The organism is Bradyrhizobium neotropicale (genome assembly GCF_001641695.1).
Taxonomy (GTDB): Bacteria; Pseudomonadota; Alphaproteobacteria; order Rhizobiales; family Xanthobacteraceae; genus Bradyrhizobium; species Bradyrhizobium neotropicale.
This window is the reverse complement of the sequence record NZ_LSEF01000024.1, coordinates 78,394-94,734: the sequence shown is the minus strand read 5'-3', so window position 1 is coordinate 94,734 and position 16,341 is coordinate 78,394. Positions and strand designations below refer to the sequence as shown.

The 16,341-nt window shown below is 63.9% G+C and carries 15 protein-coding genes; 6 read left to right on the top strand and 9 right to left on the bottom strand.

What is annotated here, in order from left to right:
- Position 1: 1 nt before the first annotated feature.
- Positions 2-796: an enoyl-CoA hydratase/isomerase family protein gene (locus tag AXW67_RS03640; RefSeq protein WP_063676686.1), complete on the bottom strand. Its 795-nt coding sequence runs from the start codon at positions 794-796 to the stop codon at positions 2-4.
- Positions 797-912: 116 nt separating this feature from the next.
- Between AXW67_RS03640 and AXW67_RS03635 the strand changes: the two genes are divergently transcribed.
- Complete coding sequence (locus AXW67_RS03635) at positions 913-1,578, top strand: GntR family transcriptional regulator (RefSeq protein WP_063676684.1); 666 nt, start codon at positions 913-915, stop codon at positions 1,576-1,578.
- Positions 1,579-1,712: 134 nt separating this feature from the next.
- On the top strand, positions 1,713-2,354 hold the full coding sequence (locus AXW67_RS03630) for a glutathione S-transferase family protein (RefSeq protein WP_063676682.1): 642 nt from the start codon (positions 1,713-1,715) through the stop codon (positions 2,352-2,354).
- Here AXW67_RS03630 and AXW67_RS03625 read toward each other — a convergent pair.
- The 5 genes from AXW67_RS03625 to AXW67_RS03605 form a co-directional block, all read right to left on the bottom strand.
- Positions 2,351-3,070, bottom strand: coding sequence for a haloacid dehalogenase type II (locus AXW67_RS03625; RefSeq protein ID WP_063676680.1), 720 nt, complete (start codon positions 3,068-3,070; stop codon positions 2,351-2,353). The two genes, AXW67_RS03630 and AXW67_RS03625, sit on opposite strands and share 4 nt — an antisense overlap.
- A 122-nt stretch (positions 3,071-3,192) precedes the next feature.
- Positions 3,193-4,194, bottom strand: coding sequence for a class II fructose-bisphosphatase (gene glpX, locus AXW67_RS03620; protein WP_063676678.1), 1,002 nt, complete (start codon positions 4,192-4,194; stop codon positions 3,193-3,195).
- Positions 4,195-4,329: 135 nt separating this feature from the next.
- Complete coding sequence (locus AXW67_RS03615; protein WP_063676676.1) at positions 4,330-5,646, bottom strand: homoserine dehydrogenase; 1,317 nt, start codon at positions 5,644-5,646, stop codon at positions 4,330-4,332.
- Between the two features lie 26 nt (positions 5,647-5,672).
- Positions 5,673-6,893, bottom strand: coding sequence for an LL-diaminopimelate aminotransferase (locus AXW67_RS03610; RefSeq protein WP_027553610.1), 1,221 nt, complete (start codon positions 6,891-6,893; stop codon positions 5,673-5,675).
- A 229-nt stretch (positions 6,894-7,122) separates the two neighbouring features.
- Positions 7,123-7,398 (bottom strand): hypothetical protein, encoded by a 276-nt coding sequence (locus AXW67_RS03605; RefSeq protein ID WP_027553611.1) that lies wholly within the window; start codon positions 7,396-7,398, stop codon positions 7,123-7,125.
- A 253-nt stretch (positions 7,399-7,651) separates the two neighbouring features.
- Between AXW67_RS03605 and AXW67_RS03600 the strand changes: the two genes are divergently transcribed.
- The 3 genes from AXW67_RS03600 to AXW67_RS03590 all read left to right on the top strand — a co-directional run bounded on the left by AXW67_RS03600 (position 7,652) and on the right by AXW67_RS03590 (position 10,854).
- Positions 7,652-9,460: a PHA/PHB synthase family protein gene (locus AXW67_RS03600; RefSeq protein ID WP_063676674.1), complete on the top strand. Its 1,809-nt coding sequence runs from the start codon at positions 7,652-7,654 to the stop codon at positions 9,458-9,460.
- Between the two features lie 60 nt (positions 9,461-9,520).
- The gene (locus AXW67_RS03595) at positions 9,521-9,919 is read left to right on the top strand and encodes an MAPEG family protein (RefSeq protein ID WP_027553613.1); all 399 of its coding nucleotides are present in this window, start codon (positions 9,521-9,523) and stop codon (positions 9,917-9,919) included.
- A gap of 68 nt (positions 9,920-9,987) precedes the next feature.
- The gene (locus AXW67_RS03590) at positions 9,988-10,854 is read left to right on the top strand and encodes an ornithine carbamoyltransferase (protein ID WP_063676672.1); all 867 of its coding nucleotides are present in this window, start codon (positions 9,988-9,990) and stop codon (positions 10,852-10,854) included.
- A gap of 331 nt (positions 10,855-11,185) precedes the next feature.
- Here AXW67_RS03590 and argC read toward each other — a convergent pair whose 3' ends face one another.
- The 3 genes from argC to AXW67_RS03575 form a co-directional block, all read right to left on the bottom strand.
- The gene (argC, locus tag AXW67_RS03585) at positions 11,186-12,169 is read right to left on the bottom strand and encodes an N-acetyl-gamma-glutamyl-phosphate reductase (RefSeq protein WP_063676670.1); all 984 of its coding nucleotides are present in this window, start codon (positions 12,167-12,169) and stop codon (positions 11,186-11,188) included.
- The gene (locus AXW67_RS03580) at positions 12,166-12,846 is read right to left on the bottom strand and encodes an FMN-binding negative transcriptional regulator (protein WP_063676668.1); all 681 of its coding nucleotides are present in this window, start codon (positions 12,844-12,846) and stop codon (positions 12,166-12,168) included. The genes argC and AXW67_RS03580 overlap by 4 nt, the downstream gene beginning before the upstream one ends.
- A gap of 226 nt (positions 12,847-13,072) precedes the next feature.
- A complete protein-coding gene (locus tag AXW67_RS03575; protein WP_027553617.1) occupies positions 13,073-13,603 on the bottom strand; it encodes a DedA family protein in 531 nt (176 codons plus the stop codon).
- A gap of 266 nt (positions 13,604-13,869) precedes the next feature.
- Here AXW67_RS03575 and parE point away from each other — a divergent pair, with 266 nt between their 5' ends.
- Positions 13,870-15,915, top strand: a complete 2,046-nt coding sequence (gene parE / locus AXW67_RS03570; protein WP_063676666.1) for a DNA topoisomerase IV subunit B — start codon at positions 13,870-13,872, stop codon at positions 15,913-15,915.
- Positions 15,916-16,341: the final 426 nt, after the last annotated feature.

Below are 16,341 nucleotides of genomic sequence, written 5' to 3'. Positions count from 1 at the left end.
CCTATTGACCGCGCCACTGCGGCGCGCGCTTGTTGAGGAAAGCATCGAGCCCTTCGCGAAAATCCTGACTCGTGTAGCACATCAGGATGAGGTCTTCGCCCTCGTCCCTCGTCAGCCGCTTCTGCAGGCGGGCGACCGCCTGCTTGGTCGCGTTGAGCGTCAGCAGCGCGTGCCCGGCGAGCATCCGTGCCACTTCGTCGGCGCGCGTCTCCAGCGCCGCAAGGTCCTCGACGACCTCGCCGAGCAGCCCGACGCTTGCGGCCTCCGTGGCGTCGAGGAGACGCGCGGTGAAGATCATATCCTTGACGCGCGCGGCGCCGATCAGCGCGGTGAGACGGCTGACATTGGACATCGACAGGCAATTGCCGAGCGTCCGGGCGATGGGAAAACCGATGCGCGAGCTCTTGGTGCCGATGCGCAGGTCGCAGGCTGCGGCGATGCCCGCCCCGCCGCCGGTGCAGAACCCGTTGATCGCCGCGATCGTCGGCACGCGGCACTGCTCGAGGGTGGTGAGCACGCGATCGATCCGGTTCTCGTAGTCGATGGCGTCCTGCGGCGTCTTGAACTCGCGGAACTGGTTGATGTCCGTGCCCGAGGCAAAGGCCTTGTCGCCTGCACCGCGCAGCACCAGCACCTTGATCGCATGATCGCTGTTGGCCTCTTCGCAAATCGCGGCGAGCCGCTCGTACATCGCGAAGGTGAAGGCATTGCGGGCCTGCGGGCGGTTGAAGGTGATCCGCCCGATGCCGTCCTGGCGTTCAAAAACGAGGTCTTCCGCCTCCACCTGCAGGTCCATTTCCTCAGCCCTTCTTCTTTTTTACATTTTTGAATGCAAAATTTGGGATTTTCAAGCTGGAACTTCCGTTCTCCAGCTTATAAATTCATTTTTGAATGCAAATTGGAGCCTGATCCATGCTTCATGAGGAGGTCGTCGGCCGCATCCGCGCCATCCTGCTCGAGGGCGAAATCCCGCCGGGCGCGCGGATTCCCGAGCGCGAGCTGTGCGACCGGCTGCAGATCTCGCGCACACCGCTGCGCGAAGCGCTCAAGGTGCTCGCCGCCGAAGGCCTCGTGCAATTGCTGCCGCATCGCGGCTCGCGCGCGGCGAAGCTGACCGACAAGGACATGCGCGACCTGTTCGAGGTCTGCCAGGGTCTCGAAGCCCTCGCCGGCGAGCTCGCCTGCGAGCGGATCACTGACGCCGAGATCGACGAGATCGCCGCCGCCCATGCGGAGATGGTGCAGCATTATCGCGAGGGTGACCTGATCCAGTATTACCGCGGCAACCGCGCCATTCACGAGGCCATCGTCACCGCGGCCGGAAATCCCGTGCTCACGGGGCTCTACGCCTCCGTGACCGCGCGCATTCGCCGCGCCCGCTACGTCACGCCGATGACGCCACAGCGCTGGGCACGCGCCGTCCAGGAGCACGAGGCGATCCTGAACGCGCTCCAGCGCCGCGACGGCGTCGGCCTATCCCACATCCTGCGCGCACATCTCCGCCACAAGCGCGAAGAGGTCTTGCAGGCGGGCTTTGCCGAAACGGAAGGAAGCGAGCCCACGCTGCGGATTGCGTGACGTACGAGTGCCCACAGCATTGGCGACGGTCTCTCCGACTACCGCAGCCTGCGCCCCCTCACCGGAAGTCATGACGGCTTGTAAACCTGCACAGATCGGGCAATCCTGATCGTGGCAGGACAGGACCGCGCTACATGGCGATCGAGCTGCACGGCTACCAATACAGCGTCTATTCCCGGATCGCCCGGCTAGCGCTCCATGAAAAGGGCGTGGGGTATAATTGGGTCGAGGTAAATCCCTTCGCAGAGGATTGCCCCGCAAGCTATCTCACAACGCATCCCTTCAAGCGCGTGCCCGCATTTTCTCACGCAGGGTTTGTGCTTTACGAAACGGGCGCCATCACACGCTACGTGGATGAAGCTTTCAAAGGTCCCAAGCTTCAGCCCATGGAGCCGAAAGAGCGAGCGCGTTGCAATCAGATCATCTCGATCGTGGACAGCTACGCATACTGGCCTCTGGTGAGGCAGGTGTTCTCGCACCGGGTTTTCAGGCCGCTCATGAGACGACCGGCGGATGAGGGTGAGTTTCAACGAGGCCTCGCAGCGGCGCCAAGAGTGCTCGCGGCACTGGAGACAGCCGCTGCCGATGGGCACTATCTCTGCGGCAATCAGCTGTCGCTGGCTGACATCCATCTGGCGCCGATGATCGGCTACTTTGTCTTGGCCGACGAAGGAAGAGCGCTTCTTCAGAAGCACCCAAGGCTCAAGGATTGGTGGTCAGAGTTCTCCAAGAGATCTGCGTTCGTGGCCACAACGCCGCGATTGCCGCAAGCCTAGCATCCCAGCCTGTCGGCAACGCCGCCAAAATCCCTGGCAACGATGTCCCAGTTACCGGTGGCCTCGAAGTCGACCTTTTGCAGCGGGCCGTATTCGGTCGGGCGTGCGACGAACGCGGTCTTGAGGCCGTTCTTCTGCGCGGCGGCGAGATCGCCGTTGTGGGCGGCGACCATCATCACCTCCCCCGGCTTGAGGCCGAGCAGGCGCGCGGCACCGAGATAGGTCTCGGCATCGGGCTTGTAGTGCTCGAACAGCTCGGCCGACATCACGAGGTCCCACGGCAGGCCGGCGAACTTCGCCATGTTGGTGAGCAGCGCGACGTTGCCGTTCGACAGCGGCGAGATCACGAATTTTGTTTTCAGCCGCGTCAGGCCGGCGACGCTATCGGGCCACGGATGCAGGCGGTGCCAGCCCTTGGTGAGGTAATCGAGATCGGCCTCGGTGAGGCCCTTGATCGCGAACTTGTCGACCAGCTTTTCCAAGGAGCGGCGATGCAGGTCATCGAGGATGACATAGCCGCGCTCGGGATGTTTTCGCACGTCGTCCATCGACGCCATGTACATGCCGCGCCAGTCGTCGACCAAAGCGGTCCAGTCGGCGGAGATGCCGCGCTGCCTGCCCCACCACATGAAGTCGGTGATCAGGCTGGTGCGCCAGTCGACGACGGTGCCGAACACGTCGAACACCAGGGCCTTGACGGCGGACAGATCGGACATGTGCGCTTCCCCTGTTCTTTTTGTCATTCCGGGGCGATGCGCAGCATCGAACCCGGAATCCAGAAGTTGTGGCGCGAGATTCCGGGCTCCCGCTTCGCGAGCCCCGGAATGACGTCAGAGCATCAGTCCAGGTGGAACTTCGCCAGCTCGCGATGCTCGGCCTTGATGTAGCGCACGGTGCCGGTCACCGAGCGCATCACCACCGTCTCGGTCTCGATCACGCCGTCCTTGCGGAACTTGACGCCTGACAGCAGCGAGCCCGTGGTGACGCCGGTCGCGGCGAACAGGCAGTCGCCCTTGGCCATGTCCTCGATGCCGTAGATCATCTTGGGATCGTTGACGCCCATCTTGGCGGCGCGCTCGCGCTTCTCCTCAGAATCCAGGATCAGGCGGCACTGCATCTGGCCGCCGATGCAGCGCAGCGCCACGGCGGCAAGCACGCCTTCCGGCGCTCCGCCGGTGCCGAGATACATGTCGACGCCGGTGTTGTCGGGATCGGCGCAGTGGATCACGCCGGCGACGTCGCCGTCGGTGATCAGGCGCACCGCGGCACCGGTCGAGCGCACACTCGAGATGATGTCGGCATGGCGGGGACGGTCGAGCACAAGGACGGTGATGGCTTCCGGCGCGACGCCCTTGGCCTTGGCGAGGCTGCGGACGTTGTCGGCGGGCGAGGCATCGAGCTCGACCACGCCCTTGGCATAGCCGGGACCGATCGCGAGCTTCTGCATGTAGACGTCGGGCGCGTGGAGCAGCGTGCCGCCGTCGGCCATCGCCATGGTCGCGATCGCGCCCGGCATGTTCTTGGCGCACAGCGTGGTGCCTTCGAGCGGGTCGACGGCGATATCGACCCTGGGTCCGGCATTGATGCCGACCTTCTCGCCGATGAAGAGCATCGGCGCCTCGTCGCGCTCGCCTTCGCCGATCACGATAGTGCCCTCGATCGGCAGCTTGTTGAGCTCGCGCCGCATCGCGTCGACGGCGGCCTGGTCGGCCGCCTTCTCCTGACCGTGTCCGCGCAGCCGCGCAGCCGACACCGCCGCCCGCTCGGTCACGCGCACGATCTCCAGCGTGAGAATGCGCTCGAGCAGCATCTGCGGCGGGACTGAAATATGGGTCGACATCGGCTCACTCCTTCGAAACAGTTCGGGACTTCTCTGCCCGCATCAATTCGCAACGCCCGCGGTTCGTTCGAACCGCCCTCATTGTTTGAGCATGATCCCTTCAGAAAGCCGCTACACGGCCTTGCCTATCATGCTCTAGTTCTTCTCGATCCGGATGACCTGCGGCCGTCCGCTGATCACCTTGTCGTGCTGCACGGCGGCGAGTGCGCGGCGCACGGCGTCCTCGTGGGTCGCATAGGTGATCAAGATGACGGGCACGGGCACAGCCTTGCCGCTCGTCGGCGCAACGCCGCCATTCGGATGGCGCTGCACGATCGACTCGATCGAAATCTTCTGCTCGGCGAGCCGGGTCGCAATGGCAGCCGCAGTGCCCGGAAAATCGCGCGCCAGGAGGCGAATGTAGTAGCCGCCCTCGTGCCGCTCCATCGGCGCCTTCTTGGTATCGTGCAGATGCGAAACGGGCCGGCCGAACGGATTGGCGCGGATGCCGCGCGCGACATCGGCGATGTCGGCGACAACCGCCGATGCGGTCGCTGCTCCACCGGCGCCGGGGCCGACCAACGTAATCGGCGGAATCCCCTCGCCGTCGATGGTGACCGCATTGGTAACGCCCATCACCTGCGCGATCGAGGAGGATTTCGGTACCATAGTCGGATGCACGCGCTGCTCGATGCCCTTGGCGGTGCGAACCGCAACGCCGAGCAGCTTGACGCGGTAGCCAAGATCGGCAGCCGCGCGCAAATCCTCCGGCGCGATGGACGAGATACCTTCGACATACACCGCGCTTTGAGCAACTTTCGTGCCGAAGGCGAGGCTCGCGAGAATGGCGAGCTTCTGCGCCGTGTCATGACCATCGACGTCAAAGGACGGATTGGCCTCGGCGTAGCCGAGCCGCTGCGCGTCCTTCAGGCATTCGGCGAAGGACAGGCCTTCCTGCTCCATCCGCGTCAGGATGTAGTTGCAGGTGCCGTTGAGGATGCCGTAGACGCGGTTGATGCCTGTTCCGGCAAGCCCTTCGCGCAGCGTTTTGATGACAGGGATGGCAGCGCCGACCGCAGCCTCGAAATTCAGCGCGCCGCCGTGCTTTTCGGCTGATTTGGCGAGCTTGATGCCGTGCTTGGCGAGCAGCGCCTTGTTGGCAGTGACGACGGACTTGCCGGCGCCCAGCGCCGCATCGACCGCCGAAAGCGCGGGATCGCCCGCCCCGCCCATCAGCTCGACGAAGCAATCGACCTCGGGATGGGTCGCGAGCGCGATCGGATCCTTGGCCCATTCGACGCCGCGCAAATCGATGCCGCGCTTCTTCGCCTTCGAACGCGCGGTGACGGCGACGACGCGAATGCCGCGGCCGCTGCGGCCCGCGAGCACGCGAGACTGGGTTTCAATCAGGCGGACAACTTCGGCGCCCACAGTGCCGAGCCCCGCAATACCCACTTTCAGGGGTGCGACCATGACGCGAAAAAACCTGCCGGAGAGAACTAACGACGATTGGCGAGCGGAACGACGTTGTGCAACGTTTCGATGCCGCTTTCAAGGAAGCGGCGCACGCCGCGCGCGGCCTGCCTGATCCGTTGCTCGTTTTCCACCATGGCGATGCGGACATATCCTTCGCCATGCTCGCCGAAGCCGACGCCGGGGGAGACCGCGACGCCGGATTTCTCCACCATCAGGGTTGCGAACTCCATGCTGCCGACGCTGCGAAACGCTTCCGGCAGCGGCACCCAGGCGAACATCGAGGCTTCCGGCGGCGGAATGTCCCAGCCGGCGCGGCCGAACGACTCCACCAGCGCATCGCGGCGCTTGCGATAGGTGTCGCGCATCTCCTTGATGCAATCGTCGGGACCGTTGAGCGCCGCGGTCGCCGCGACCTGGACCGGCGTGAACGCGCCGTAGTCGAGGTAGGATTTGACGCGCGCGAGCGCGGCGATCACGCGCTCGTTGCCGACGGCAAAGCCCATGCGCCAGCCGGCCATCGAATAGGTCTTCGACATCGAGGTGAACTCGACCGTGACGTCCATCGCGCCCGGCACCTGCAGCACCGAGGGCGGCGGGTTCTGCTCGTCGAAATAGACCTCGGCGTAGGCGAGATCGGACAGGATCAGGATCTCGTGCTTCTTCGCGAATGCGACGAGGTCCTTGTAGAAGTCGAGGCTCGCGACATAGGCGGTCGGGTTCGAGGGGTAGCAGACGACGAGCGCCAGCGGCTTCGGGATCGAATGCACGATCGCCCGCTCCACCGCTTCGAAGAACTGCGGCGTCGGCTCCGACGGCACCGAGCGGATCACGCCGCCCGCCATCAAAAAGCCGAAGGCATGAATCGGGTAGCTCGGGTTGGGACAGAGGATGACGTCGCCCGGCGCCGTGATCGCCTGAGCCACGTTGGCAAAGCCTTCTTTCGAGCCGAGCGTCGCCACCACCTGGGTGTCGGGATTGAGCTTCACGCCAAAGCGGCGGGCATAATAGGCGGCCTGGGCCCTGCGCAGCCCGGGGATGCCGCGCGAGGCGGAATAGCGGTCGGTGCGCGGCTTGCCGAGCGTCTCCTTCAACTTCTCCAGCACATGCGGCGGGGCCGGCAGGTCCGGGTTGCCCATGCCAAGGTCGATGATGTCGGCGCCGGCATTCCGTGCGGCCGCCTTGGCCCGGTTGACCTGTTCGAACACGTAAGGCGGCAGACGGCGAATGCGGTAAAATTCTTCCATGGCTCTCTGGGCTCCGGGCAACCGGTCAGGATAGAATCGAACGGCCTTCCAAGGACCATCGAAGAGGGATCCAGTTCCTGCGCGAAAATCACTCCAAATCAGATACTTAGAGCAACTTCCAGCATCAAGGGCTGAACTCCTTCACCCCAACTTTCGGCTGAATTGACATCTTTTAGCACGGACCGGCGGGCGCGCCAGCGATTACGTTGCAGCGCCTAACTCCGCGTTCCTACTTGGCATCCTTGGCGGCAACGGCCTGGCGGTCGCGCGCGGCGGCGAGCTCCGCCTCGATCTTGGCGCGCTTGTCGGGCGGAATGGTCGCCTGATCGCGGTCCGGCGGCAGGTCGTGCACCGGCAGATAAGCGCCGGGCTCCTTGGGATGCGCCTGCGCATCCGCGGGCGTCAGATCCGCGATCTGGCTGGAGCAGCCGGCAAGCGCCAGCGCCGCTATCAGCAGCGCCCCGCACGCAAGCCGCGTCTTTTGCAGGTCCCTCAACGCCAACACTTGGGAAATCCCCTATTCGTCCCAACGCCAGGCTGTCGCAGCTTTACCCGACAACCTGCCCAAGCTCAAACCATTGCTGCCCCAAATGGTGCGAGCGCGAAAACATCCAAGAGCCACCAACCCGCCAGGTGCGGTTTGATTGTGACGGAACCAAGAAAATTTGTCGCAGTGCAACACATCTTCGAGAGTGTTTAACGCCAAACATGCGAGCTTCGCGGTGACGAATACGGAATGAATCGTTACTGTCTTGCCCATGAGTACCGTTACGCCCGACACGCCTACGTCTGAAAAGAAGTTCGATGCGGAAGCCTTCGCGATGAACGTCGCGCGGGCGCTGGAGAGCAGCGGCAAGGCGCTTGCCGCTTACATCAAGCCGCGCGAGAGCGGCGAGGTGCAGGACCGACCGCCGACCGAACTCACCGAAGTCGTCAAGACCTTCACGTCGGTCGCCGAATATTGGCTGGCGGACAGCTCGCGCTCGTCCGATCTGCAGACCAAGCTCGCCAAGGACTACCTCGACCTCTGGGGCTCCGCGGTGCGGCGCATGGCCGGCCAGGAGGCCTCGCCCGCAATCGCGCCCTCACCGCGCGACAAGCGCTTTGCCGATCCGGAATGGAAGTCGAACCAGTTCTTCGACTTCGTGATGCAGCTCTATCTGCTCACGACCAGATGGGCGCAGGAACTGGTGCGCGATGCCGACGGGCTCGATCCGCAGACCCGCCGCAAGGCCGAGTTCTACGTGCAGCAGGTCACCAACGCACTGTCGCCGTCGAACTTCGTGCTGACCAATCCGGAAGTGCTGCGCGAGACGGTCGCAAGCAACGGCGAAAATCTTGCGCGCGGCCTGAAGATGCTGGCCGAGGACATCGCAGCCGGCAAGGGCATGCTCAAGATCCGCCAGTCCAATCCGGACAATCTCGTTGTCGGCGTCAACATGGCGACGACGCCGGGCAAGGTGATCTACCAGAACGAGATGATGCAGCTGATCCAGTATTCGCCGACGACGGAGAAGGTGCTGCGCACCCCGCTCCTGATCGTGCCGCCCTGGATCAACAAGTTCTACATTCTCGATCTCAAGCCGGAAAAATCCTACATCAAGTGGTGCGTCGATCAGGGCATCACCGTGTTCGTGATCTCATGGGTCAATCCCGACAAGCGGCTCGGCAACAAGAGCTGGGAAGACTACATGAAGGAAGGCCCGCTCACGGCGATGGACGTGATCGAGAAGGCCACCGGCGAGATGAAGGTGCATACCGCGGGCTATTGCGTCGGCGGCACGATGCTCGCCACCACGCTGGCCTGGCTCGCCGAGAAGCGCCGCCAGCGCGTGAGCTCGGCGACGTTCTTCGCCGCGCAGGTCGACTTCACCCATGCCGGCGATCTCCTCGTCTTCGTCGACGAGGAGCAGATCGCGGCGCTCGAGCACGACATGCGGGCGGCCGGCGTGCTCGAAGGCTCCAAGATGGCCATGGCCTTCAACATGCTGCGCTCCAACGACCTGATCTGGTCCTATGTCGTCAGCAACTATCTGAAGGGCCAGCAGCCGAGCGCGTTCGACCTCCTGCACTGGAATTCCGATGCCACGCGGATGACCCAGGCGAACCATTCCTACTATTTGCGCAACTGCTATCTGGAGAACCGGCTGTCGACCGGCACGATGGTGCTCGACAACACCCTGCTCGATCTCTCCAAGGTCAAGGTGCCCGTCTACAACCTTGCCACCCGCGAGGACCACATCGCGCCGGCCGAGTCGGTGCTCTACGGCTCGCAGTTCTTTGGTGGCCCGGTGAAATATGTGCTGTCCGGCTCGGGTCACATTGCCGGCGTCGTGAACCCGCCGGCCTCGAACAAGTACCAGTACTGGACCAACGAGAACATCAAGGACGTCAACGTTGCCCAGTGGATGAAGGATGCGGAGGAGCACAAGGGCTCCTGGTGGCCGGACTGGCGCGAATGGCTGGGCGGGCTCGATCCGGAGGAGGTCCCGGCGCGTGCGGTCGGCGGCAACGGCCTCGCCCCGATCGAGGATGCGCCCGGCAGTTATGTCCGCGTTCGCGCATAGCGGAATCTCTCGCGCTTTTGTATAAGCTTCCTTCTCGGACAGCGAGTAGAGGGACTGGTTATGACGCGCGAATTGTTCTGGCTGACACTGACGGTGATCCTGACCGGCATTCTCTGGATCCCCTACATCATCAACCGCTGCCAGGTTCGCGGCCTCGGCGGCGCCATGGCCAATCCCTCGCGCGGCGACAAGCCGCATGCGGAATGGGCGAACCGGCTGATGTTCGCGCATGACAATGCGGTCGAGAACCTCGTGATCTTCGCGCCGCTGGTGCTGATCCTGAACGCGATCGACTATTCCACGAAATGGACCGTGCTCGCCTGCGCCGTCTATTTCTGGGCCCGCGTCGCCCATCTGATCGTCTATTCCCTCGGCCTGCCGGTGTTCCGCACCCTCGCCTTCACCGTCGGCTTCCTCGCGCAGGCCGTGCTGGCGCTGGCGATCTTCAAGGTGCTTTGAGCGCGCATCCGGAGCGTAGCGTAGCGGCGCGTTCGGAGCATGCATGCCGGCAAAGCACCGAGGTCTGGATGCATACAGAGTCCAACCGGGACTTCCTCCAATTCCATGACCTGCGGCCGGACACTGTCCTGTCCATCATCGAACGCGCGCAAGTCCTCGCAGCGGCATGGAATGACCGCGCCATGCCGCAAAACCTCGTTGGCAAACACGTGGCGCTGATCGTCGACGACGGTGGATGGCGGAATACGGCGGCGTTCGATCTCGGCATCCAGGCGATGGGCGGCATCTGCGTGCAGCCGCCGATCAAATTCAATGTCCGTGAAGCAACGGCGGACCTCGCCAGATATCTCGACAATTGGTTCGACGTCCTGGTGGTGCGCACTCGGGAGCTAGCGGTCCTGCAAGAGCTCGCATCGCGCGCCGACGCGCCGGTCGTCAACGCGAGAACGCGATCAAACCACCCCTGCGAAACGCTCGGCGATCTCGCCTACGTCAAGCACAAGAGAGGACATCTCGACGGCCTCAAGGTCGTCGGCGTAGCGCCCGATGACAACATCCTCCGCTCCTGGGTCGAGGCGTCCATCGCGCTTCCGATCAGCGTGACCCAGGCCTATCCGGCGGACTGGCATATCAGGGACATGGCAAGTCCGAACTTCACCGCAACGACCCGGCTGGACGCCTTGTTCGATGCGGACGTCATCATCACCGACTGCTGGCCCGATGGGGTACGCGAGGATCAAGTCGAGGACTACCGGATTTCGGCCTCGATCCTGGACCGGTGCCGTCCCGACATGATTTTTCTGCCCTGCCCGCCCGTCACCAGAGGCCAGGAGGTCAGCACTGACGCGATGTCGCATCCGGCGTGCCAGAGCCCGCCCGCGAAGGCGTATCTCCTGCATGCGCAGAACGCCCTGCTCGAATGGGTCGTCGCATAGTTCCCTCGACGCCCAGGGTAATCGCATGTGACGCGACAGCTTGGGGCGCTGAAGCCTCCACAGTGTCATGGCCGGGCNCCCGGCCATCCACGGCTTGCCCCGCGGCACGAGAACGTGGATGCCCGGGACAAGCCCGGGCATGACGACCTCTCGGGATTGTTCATATGCGATGGCCCCGCCTCGACGCCGGGCTCCGTCGGCTCAAAGTACTGAGAGACGTAGGTCACGCCGGTGTCGTCTCGTGTTCCGGCTCTGCAGCGCACCGCATTGGACGATGCTTCGCATCGCCAGGGAAGCGCGCGCTGCGCTGCGTCCGGGGCACGAGAGGAGCCTACTCCTCCGGCAGGCCCAGCATCAGCCGCATGTTCTGCACGGCCGCACCCGAGGCACCCTTGCCGAGATTGTCGAGCCGCGCGACCAGCACCGCCTGGTGATATTTGTCGCTGGCGAAGACGTAGAGCTCGAGCATGTTGGTCTCATTCAGCGCCTCCGGCTCGAGCCGGCCGCCCTTGGTCGCCTCGTTCTGAAGCGGCATCACCGAAACGTACTTTGAGCCGGCGTAGCGCTTGGCCATCGCGGCCTGAAGATCGGCGCCGCCCGGCTTGCCCGGCAGCGTGTCGAGCTGCAGCGGCACCGAGACCAGCATGCCCTGCCGGTAGTTGCCGACCGAGGGAATGAAGATCGGCCGCCGCGTCAGGTTCGAATAGAGCTGCATCTCCGGCAGATGCTTGTGCTCGAAGCCCAGGCCGTAGAGCTCGAAGGACGGCGCGCTGCCGTCCTCGAAGCTCGCGATCATCGACTTGCCGCCGCCGGAATAGCCGCTCACCGCATTGACGGTGACGGGATAATCCTGCGGCAAGAGGCCGGCATCGACGATCGGCCGCAGCAGCGCGATCGCGCCGGTCGGATAACAGCCGGGATTGGAGACCTTTTTCGCGGCCTTGATCTTGCCGGTCTGGTCCGGCGTCAGTTCGGGAAAGCCGTAAGCCCAGTCGGGCGCGACCCGGTACGCGGTCGAGGCGTCAAGCACCTTCGGCGCCGAGGCGCCCATGCTGTCGACGAGGGCGACCGTCTCCTTGGCGGCGTCATCGGGCAGGCAGAGGATAACGAGATCGACCTCCTCCATCAGCGCCTTCTTCGCCGCGGGATCCTTGCGCTTGTCGTCGGCGATGGTCTTCACCGTGACGTCGCTCTGGAGCTTGAGGCGCTCGTTGATGCCGAGCCCGGTCGTGCCGGAGCCGCCGTCGACGAAGACGGTGGCGGGCCTCATTGCCACACCGGTGGTCGGTGCTTGCTTGGTGTCGGCGAGGCTCATGGCGCGCTCCTTTCGAGCATGTTCGTGTCGTCTGCAAAAACCTGATCAGTGAAGATTTGCGGCCGGGTCTGCCGCATCAAGTGTGAAATCTCTCTCGCGTCGGCATCGCCCTCGCCAAGCGCGTTTGCGACCGCCGCGAAATCGGCGTCCGATTTGTGCTGGTTGAGCTTGAAGCTGCCCTCGACCTCTTCAACCGTCATGACCAGACCAACGATCGCTTTCTTCATCGTCTCGCGCCGTCCGGCCGTCATCTTGGCCGACCTCCACAGCGGCTTCGGCAACAGCCAGCTCTCGAACTTGTCGCTGAGCACATCGATCTGCACCGACAACTCATCATCCGACAACAACCGCACCGGGCCGGTCAGATGAACCGACTGGTAGAGCCAGGTCGGCACCTGGTCCGGCGAGACGTACCAGTCCGGCGATACATAGGCATCCGGGCCGCTCACCGCGAGCAGCCAGGACGACACTCCGTCCGCCAGCTTTACCAGCGGATTGTGACGAGCAACGTGAAAGGCCGCGTGCGGCGTGCCGTCGTCGGCGTAGGTCAGGTAGAACGGCAGCGCAGACGCGACCGGCTTGTGGCCGTCAAAGGCGCACATCGTGCCGAAGCCGCGCTCGTCCGCGAATTTGAGGCTCGCGGCGCGGTCCTGCTTGAAAAAGGGTGGCGTGTACATCGTGGTCTCCTGCTGGGCCTCCTCGGGGGAGCCGCCGGATCAGATCGCGCTGACAGGAGAGAGAATGCCGCGGATCGGGTCCAGCGGCAAAGACGATGATCTCAAACGCGATCGACCGCCCAAACCGCTAGGCTGCGGCGGCGGCGACGGGCGAACAGGATGGTCGCGGCGTTGATCATGGCGCGCGGCTATAAGGCCAGGCGCGGTTCCCGTCAAGTTCAAGCCATCAGAAGAACCGCCAGATCCATTCCATGATCTTCGCGATCACATCGCCGAACATCAGCAGCACTGCCGCCCAGACCAGCGCCGAGACGAAGTTGGCGATCTGGAAACTCCAATAGGGCATCTCGAAGATGCCGGCGGCGAGCGGCACGGAGGCGCGTAAGGGGCCGAAGAAACGTCCGATGAAGATGCTGGGCACGCCCCAGCGGCGCACGAAGGCCTCGCCCTTGGGAAGCAGTTCCGGATAGCGCGACAAGGGCCACATCTGGGCGACCTGTTCCTTGTAGCGATAGCCGAACCAGTAGGAGACCCAATCGCCGAGGGCGGCGCCGAGGCCACCGGCAATCCAGACCGGATAGAAGCTGATGCCGCTGACCCCGATCAGCGCGCCGATCGCGACCAGAGCGCCCCAGGCCGGGATCAGGAGCGAGATGAAGGCCAGCGATTCCCCGAAGGCCAGCAGGAAGACGATCGGAGCGGCCCAGGCCTGGTGCACGCGCACGAAGTCGGTCAGTGCGTGCGCATACTGCTCCATTCCAGATAGCCTTCCCGCCCCATCAAGGTCAGATAGAAAAGACTGGTAAGCCAAGGGCTTGCGTGACATCAAGTCACAAAGCCCGGTCAGAAGCGGACGAGGGTGTCAAATTGCCGGGATTTGGTGGGCCTGCGGCGTAAAATCGCCGGGATTGGCTCGCAACCACACCGCCCGGCTCGCCCTGTGGTCACCTTTTCGGGCCAGCCGTGCCATAGTCAGGCCAACCGATTCGCCGCCTATGCGGCCCTCAAAACGCATCAAGATATATGTCCAAGCAGTTGAAAACGAAAGCAAAAGACGACCTGTTCGGCGGCAGCGAGGCAAAAAAGCCCGCGCCGGCGAAAACCGCCTCGCGGGCAAGCGGCGGCGAGGCCGAGTACACGGCCGCCGACATCGAGGTGCTGGAAGGCCTGGAGCCGGTCCGGCGCCGGCCCGGCATGTATATCGGCGGCACCGACGAGAAGGCCCTGCACCACCTCTTCGCCGAAGTCATCGACAACTCGATGGACGAGGCGCTGGCGGGACATGCGACCTTCATCGAGGTGGACTTGAGCGCTGACGGTTTCCTGACCGTCACCGACAACGGCCGCGGCATCCCGGTCGATCCGCATCCGAAATTCCCGAAGAAGTCGGCGCTCGAAGTCATCATGTGCACGCTGCACTCCGGCGGCAAGTTCGACTCCAAGGTCTACGAGACCTCCGGCGGTCTGCACGGCGTCGGCATCTCCGTGGTGAACGCCCTCTCCTCCCTTCTCGAGGTGGAAGTCGCGCGTAGCCAAAAACTCTATCGCATGACGTTCGAGCGCGGCCACCCGAAGGGCAAGATCGAGGATCTCGGCAAGGTCAACAACCGTCGCGGCACGCGCGTGAGATTCAAGCCGGACACCGACATCTTCGGCGCCAAGGCCGCGTTCAAGCCGCAGCGTCTGTTCAAGATGACGCGTTCGAAGGCCTATCTGTTCGGCGGCGTCGAGATCCGCTGGAATTGTGCGCCCGAGCTGCTCAAAGGCATCGAGGACGTGCCGGCGGAGGCGACGTTCCACTTCCCCGGCGGCCTGAAGGATTATCTCGCCGCTGCGATCCACGCCGACACGCTGGTGCATCCCGACATCTTCTCCGGCAAGTCCGGCCGCAACGGCGCGCACGGCGCCTGCGAATGGGCCGTGGCCTGGACTGCGGACGCCGATGGTTTTCTCTCGTCCTACACCAACACCGTGCCGACGCCCGACGGCGGTACGCACGAATCCGGCCTGCGCAGCGCGCTGTTGCGCGGCCTGAAGGATCACGCCGAGCGCGTCGGCCAGGGCAAGCGCGCAGCCTCCGTCACCTCCGAAGACGTGATGGTCGGTGCGGCCGTGATGCTCTCCGTGTTCGTGCGCGAGCCTGAATTCCAGGGCCAGACCAAGGATCGTCTGGCGACCGCCGAAGCGCAGCGCATCGTCGAACAGGCGATGAAGGATCCGTTCGACCACTGGCTCTCGGGCAATCCGAACATGGCCAACAGGCTGCTCGACTTCGTGATCGATCGCGCCGAGGAGCGCCTGCGCCGCCGCCAGGAAAAGGAGACCGCGCGGAAAACCGCCGGCAAGAAGCTGCGCCTGCCCGGCAAGCTCGCCGACTGCACCGACGCAGGCACGGAAGGCTCCGAGCTCTTCATCGTCGAGGGCGACTCGGCCGGCGGCAGCGCCAAGCAGGCGCGCGACCGCAAGACCCAGGCCGTGCTGCCGCTGCGCGGCAAGATCCTCAACGTCGCCTCCGCCGGCAAGGACAAGTTGACGGCGAACGCGCAGCTCTCCGATCTCGTGCAGGCGATCGGCTGCGGCCAGCTTGCACAGTATCGCGAAGAGGATCTGCGCTATCAGCGCATCATCATCATGACCGACGCCGACGTCGACGGCGCTCACATCGCTTCGCTGCTGATCACCTTCTTCTACCGGCAGATGCCGCGGCTGATCGATGAAGGCCACCTCTTCCTCGCGGTACCGCCGCTCTACAAGCTCACCCATGGCACGAAGTCGATCTACGCCCGTGACGACGCGCACAAGGAGGCGCTGATCAAGAGCGAGTTCAACGCCAACGCCAAGGTCGAGGTGAACCGCTTCAAAGGCCTCGGCGAGATGATGCCGGCGCAGCTTAAGGAAACCACCATGGACCCGGCTAAGCGGACCTTGCTGAAAGTGGTCCTGCTGGCCGATGACCGCGACACGACAGCGGATTCGGTGGAGCGCCTGATGGGCACCAAGGCCGAGGCCCGCTTCGCCTTCATCTCGGACAAGGCCGAATTCGCCAGCGAGGAGTTGCTGGACGTCTGAACCGGCGACTTCCCCTCAAAAGCCCCGGCTCAGCCCGGGGCTTTTTTGTTTGCGGTGACGGCACTTGCTTCGTTCCAAAGATCCATGCGGTCAGCCAGGCCTCGGTTAATCCCGACACGCCGGACGCGCGCCGCGACTCGGCCAGCGACTCACAGGTGCCGAGGCCGAGGGAGGGATTGCCTCCATTCCGGACGAAGCCGAGTTTGCTAACGGGAGATTACTGGACACCGAATCTAAAAACTCTTGTAATACACTGAAACTGCAATACTTTTCTGCATCTCGCAAAGACGCCGCAAATGGCCGCCGACGGGCGTTTTCCGGCGACTGTGCCTGCCCGGCAACAGCATTTTGGTCGGAACCGTCTATAGTCCGGGCATCAGATCACTCGGACTTCAGTGCGCTCGCGCCTGCCAAGCAGACCAAAGG

Coding starts and splice junctions, on each gene's coding strand:
- AXW67_RS03640 (WP_063676686.1), bottom strand. CDS start 796: ATGGACCTGCAGGTGGAGGCGGAAGACCTCGTTTTTGAACGCCAGGAC.
- AXW67_RS03635 (WP_063676684.1), top strand. CDS start 913: ATGCTTCATGAGGAGGTCGTCGGCCGCATCCGCGCCATCCTGCTCGAG.
- AXW67_RS03630 (WP_063676682.1), top strand. CDS start 1,713: ATGGCGATCGAGCTGCACGGCTACCAATACAGCGTCTATTCCCGGATC.
- AXW67_RS03625 (WP_063676680.1), bottom strand. CDS start 3,070: ATGTCCGATCTGTCCGCCGTCAAGGCCCTGGTGTTCGACGTGTTCGGC.
- glpX (WP_063676678.1), bottom strand. CDS start 4,194: ATGTCGACCCATATTTCAGTCCCGCCGCAGATGCTGCTCGAGCGCATT.
- AXW67_RS03615 (WP_063676676.1), bottom strand. CDS start 5,646: ATGGTCGCACCCCTGAAAGTGGGTATTGCGGGGCTCGGCACTGTGGGC.
- AXW67_RS03610 (WP_027553610.1), bottom strand. CDS start 6,893: ATGGAAGAATTTTACCGCATTCGCCGTCTGCCGCCTTACGTGTTCGAA.
- AXW67_RS03600 (WP_063676674.1), top strand. CDS start 7,652: ATGAGTACCGTTACGCCCGACACGCCTACGTCTGAAAAGAAGTTCGAT.
- AXW67_RS03595 (WP_027553613.1), top strand. CDS start 9,521: ATGACGCGCGAATTGTTCTGGCTGACACTGACGGTGATCCTGACCGGC.
- AXW67_RS03590 (WP_063676672.1), top strand. CDS start 9,988: ATGCATACAGAGTCCAACCGGGACTTCCTCCAATTCCATGACCTGCGG.
- argC (WP_063676670.1), bottom strand. CDS start 12,169: ATGAGCCTCGCCGACACCAAGCAAGCACCGACCACCGGTGTGGCAATG.
- AXW67_RS03580 (WP_063676668.1), bottom strand. CDS start 12,846: ATGTACACGCCACCCTTTTTCAAGCAGGACCGCGCCGCGAGCCTCAAA.
- AXW67_RS03575 (WP_027553617.1), bottom strand. CDS start 13,603: ATGGAGCAGTATGCGCACGCACTGACCGACTTCGTGCGCGTGCACCAG.
- parE (WP_063676666.1), top strand. CDS start 13,870: ATGTCCAAGCAGTTGAAAACGAAAGCAAAAGACGACCTGTTCGGCGGC.